At 49.6% G+C, this 4,085-nt stretch carries 4 protein-coding genes; all 4 read left to right on the top strand.

Annotation, left to right across the window (positions count from 1 at the left end):
- On the top strand, window positions 1–572 hold a 572-nt coding region (locus KDK18_RS07525), incomplete at its 5' end, for a peptide chain release factor-like protein (protein WP_257254278.1).
- An 88-nt stretch (window positions 573–660) separates the two neighbouring features.
- Window positions 661–2,154 (top strand): lysine--tRNA ligase, encoded by a 1,494-nt coding sequence (lysS, locus tag KDK18_RS07520; protein ID WP_257254276.1) that lies wholly within the window; start codon window positions 661–663, stop codon window positions 2,152–2,154.
- Window positions 2,155–2,363: 209 nt separating this feature from the next.
- A complete protein-coding gene (locus tag KDK18_RS07515; protein WP_257254275.1) occupies window positions 2,364–3,104 on the top strand; it encodes a TetR/AcrR family transcriptional regulator in 741 nt (246 codons plus the stop codon).
- 171 nt (window positions 3,105–3,275) lie between these two features.
- Window positions 3,276–3,959 (top strand): uracil-DNA glycosylase, encoded by a 684-nt coding sequence (gene ung / locus KDK18_RS07510; protein WP_257254274.1) that lies wholly within the window; start codon window positions 3,276–3,278, stop codon window positions 3,957–3,959.
- Window positions 3,960–4,085 lie beyond the last annotated feature (126 nt).

Raw genomic sequence — 4,085 nt, 5'->3', positions numbered from 1 at the left:
CGTTGTTGGCTACGGTTCAGTTTACCGGTGAATACGCTTTTGGCTGGTTGAGAACAGAAACAGGTGTGCATCGTTTGGTACGAAAGTCTCCATTTGATTCCGGCAACCGCCGCCATACCTCTTTCTCATCGGTTTTTGTCTCTCCGGAGATAGACGATAACGTTGAGATCGAGATTAATCCGGCCGACCTTCGAATTGATACCTACCGCTCCAGTGGTGCCGGTGGTCAGCACGTAAACACCACCGACTCTGCGGTTCGTATTACTCACGAGCCTTCAGGCATTGTGGTGCAGTGTCAGAACCAACGTTCCCAGCACCAGAACAAGGACAAGGCCATGCAGCAGTTAAAAGCCAAGCTGTATGAGCTAGAGATGCAGAAGCGCACTGCAGACGCTCAGGCTCTGGAAGATTCCAAGTCCGATATTGGTTGGGGCAGTCAGATTCGTTCCTACGTTCTGGATGATTCCCGCATCAAGGATCTGAGAACCAGCGTAGAAACCCGTAATACTCAGGCTGTTCTTGACGGAGATCTCGATAAGTTTATCGAGGCAAGCCTCAAGAAAGGCCTGTAATCTCAGCCGTTAACAGAGAACAGTTTACACAAGGGAGTAACAGGCAGCTGTTTGCTCCCAGCCCCCAAGGGGGTGAACTGGAGAAAATATGTCTGAAGAACAGATTTTAGATGCCCGGGAAGAGAACCGGCTGGTGGCTCTTCGCCGTGAAAAACTCAATACCATTCGTTCTGAACGGGTCGCTTTCCCAAACAAATTCCGTCGTGATGCGCTGGCTGCAGATCTTCAGAAGGCGTTCGCTGATACCAGTAAGGAAGAGCTGCTGGACGCCGGCAAGAAGATCAAGGTCGCTGGCCGTATCATGCTGAATCGCGGCGCATTCATGGAAATTCAGGATATGTCCGGTCGTATCCAGGTTTACATGAACCGCAAAGCGCTGGCTAAAGAAGTACTGAAAGAAGCCAAAACCTGGGATCTGGGGGATATCATCGGTGCTGAAGGAACCCTTCAGCGTTCCGGCAAGGGCGATCTCTATGTGGATATGGAGCATGTAGAGCTGCTGACCAAATCCCTGCGCCCTCTGCCCGAGAAGCACAAGGGGCTGACCGATACAGAAATGCGTTATCGTCAACGTTATGTGGATCTGATTACCCGTGAAGAATCTCGTGAAACTTTCCGTATTCGTTCCCGTATTGTTCAGGTGATTCGTGACTATTTCCATGGGCAGGACTACATGGAAGTAGAAACCCCGATGCTACAAGTGATTCCGGGAGGTGCAACGGCACGCCCGTTCGTGACTCACCATAATGCACTGGATATTGATATGTACCTGCGCATTGCTCCGGAGCTCTATCTGAAGCGTTTGGTCGTGGGCGGATTCGAACGAGTGTTTGAAATTAATCGGAACTTTCGTAACGAGGGGTTGTCTACACGTCATAACCCTGAGTTTACGATGATTGAGTTCTACCAGGCTTACGCAGATTACATTGACATGATGGATCACACGGAAGCCCTCTTTAAGCGTCTGGCCAAGGACGTTACCGGTGGGACGACATTGACTTACCAGGGTAACGAGATCGATTTCGGCAAGCCATTTGTGCGTATGTCGGTTTTCGATTCTATACTGCACTTCAATCCGGATCTTGAGGTTGCTGATATTGATACGATTGATTCAGCGACTCAGGTTGCGGAAAAGCTGGGTATCGAGGTCAAGGGTACCTGGGGTCTGGGCAAGATTCAGATCGAGATATTTGAGGAAACGGTTGAGCACCGTCTGATGGATCCGACATTCATTACCGAATATCCAACAGAGGTATCGCCTTTGGCACGTCGTAATGATGGCAATCCATTCATTTCTGACCGCTTTGAGTTTTTTGTGGGCGGACGTGAGGTGGCCAACGGTTTCTCCGAGTTGAACGATTCTGAAGATCAGGCTGAGCGTTTTCGTCAGCAAGTCGCAGAAAAAGACGCTGGCGATGATGAAGCCATGCACTTTGATGCAGACTACATCAACGCTCTGGAGTATGGTTTGCCGCCAACGGCGGGTGAGGGTATTGGTATAGACCGTCTGGTCATGCTGTTTACTGATGCACCTTCCATCCGTGATGTACTGTTGTTCCCGCACATGCGACCCCAGCAGTAATCCCGGCTGGATTCCGGCAGTCAGTCTATCTGTCTGCCGAACCTTCAGCCCAGTCTTCAGCGGCCATTGACCAAGCTTGGAGTATGACTGTCTAACGTCGGTTTTCAAGCTGAAGTACAAGAAGATTGGCGTAACTGGAATTCCTCTTTTATTTTTAGAGATGGCTTCAGGCGTCATAAGACTAACAGGCAACTGCAAGGCATTTTCTCATGGAAGCAACGTACAGTGACGAAAGAAACTGCGTCCTATCGCAGATGGCCCAAAATGAAGGAGCTGCTCTCGGAGACGGAACTCTGAAATATCAAGGACGTAAAACCAGTCGGGCCAACAGTGAGCAACGTCGTCGAACCATTTTGGAAGCAGCACTAAGAATCGTGGTAAGGGACGGAGTCCGTGGCGTAAGGCACCGCGCTGTCGCCAAAGAAGCTCAGGTACCTCTCTCTGCAACCACCTATTACTTCAAAGATATTTCCGACCTCATTACAGACACTTTTACCCTGTTTGTGGAAATGGGGGCTGAAACCTTCAAGGCATTCTGGGAAGAGTCAGACGATCAACTGCAAAAGGCGCTCTCCCTGCTCGATGGCACCAATGATGCCAGAGCTCAGTTTGTCGATCAGATGCTCAATCTGGCGGTTGATTATGTTGGCAACCAGCTGACTGAGCACCGTGATTATCTGATTGCAGAACGGGCTTTCCAGCTGGAGTGTCTGAGGAATGAAACTCTGCGTCCCATCGCGTTTAAACATCAGACCTACCTGTTGAACAGTCTGGTCTCACTCTTCAGGCGCACAGGCTCCTCACAACCAGAAACCGATGCTCAACTTTTTGCCTCTTTCATTGCGCAGGTTGAATATGAGGGGCTCTTGCAGGAAGGTAGGCTGGATATGGCACCGATCAGAGAAAGACTGCATCGCCAGATCGTTTTGATGTTCAGCAATGGTCACTGACTGACTATCAACGGCCATTCTACAGGAAGTAAGAACAGAGATAACGTACACCTCTCTTCTATTGGTGTACGATGTTTTTTTTCGTGAGCCAGCTCGGTATTATCCATTTGTGTATAATGGCCCGATTGTCATCCGGTTCTTATCTTAAACCTTTGGAACAGAGGGAATCCTATGCAGGAAATCAGGCTCGAGCCGTCCTGGAAGACTCATTTGCAGAATGAGTTTAACAAGGAGTATATGCAAGTTCTGCGTAGTTTTCTGCTGACTGAAAAGGCCGCTGGCAAAACGATTTACCCAAAAGGCAGTGAATATTTTCGGGCGATGGATCTGACGCCTTTTGAGCAGGTCAAGGTAGTGATCCTTGGGCAAGATCCCTATCACGGTCCGGGTCAGGCCCATGGGCTCTGTTTCTCGGTGCGTCCCGATGTTCGGATTCCTCCGTCACTGGTCAACATGTATAAAGAGCTGCAAAGTGATCTTGGGATTCCTCCCGCCCGCCATGGTTGTCTTGAACACTGGGCTGAACAGGGCGTTTTGCTGCTCAACAGCGTCTTGACCGTTGAGCACAAGCAGGCCGCTTCTCATCAGAAGCGAGGTTGGGAGCAGTTTACTGACAAAGTGATTGCTGAGCTGAACAATAAAAGGGAAGGGCTGGTGTTTATCCTCTGGGGCAGTTATGCCCAGCGCAAGGGGCAATTCATTGACCGTAGCAAACATCTGGTATTGCAGGCTGTGCACCCTTCGCCTCTGTCGGCAAACCGGGGCTTCTTTGGCAGTCGGCCTTTTTCCCAGACCAACGATTATCTGGCCTCTAGAGGTTTGCAGCCCATTGACTGGCAGCTGCCAGCTATTTAAAACGGGTTATGTTGCTAAATCAAACTCTATAGTGATAGCGCAGATTAGCTATCAAAATGGAGATGTCTTCAAATTTATATACAATCCGGTATTCATTATGATTAAACAGAAACTGACTGCACTGGC

This window comes from Endozoicomonas sp. SESOKO3 (assembly GCF_024606255.1).
This window is presented reverse-complemented; position numbering and strand designations above follow the sequence as displayed.

Bases quoted from the DNA above. Each gene is read 5' to 3' on its own strand.
- lysS (WP_257254276.1), top strand. From the start codon at position 661: ATGTCTGAAGAACAGATTTTAGATGCCCGGGAAGAGAACCGGCTGGTG.
- ung (WP_257254274.1), top strand. From the start codon at position 3,276: ATGCAGGAAATCAGGCTCGAGCCGTCCTGGAAGACTCATTTGCAGAAT.
- KDK18_RS07515 (WP_257254275.1), top strand. From the start codon at position 2,364: ATGGAAGCAACGTACAGTGACGAAAGAAACTGCGTCCTATCGCAGATG.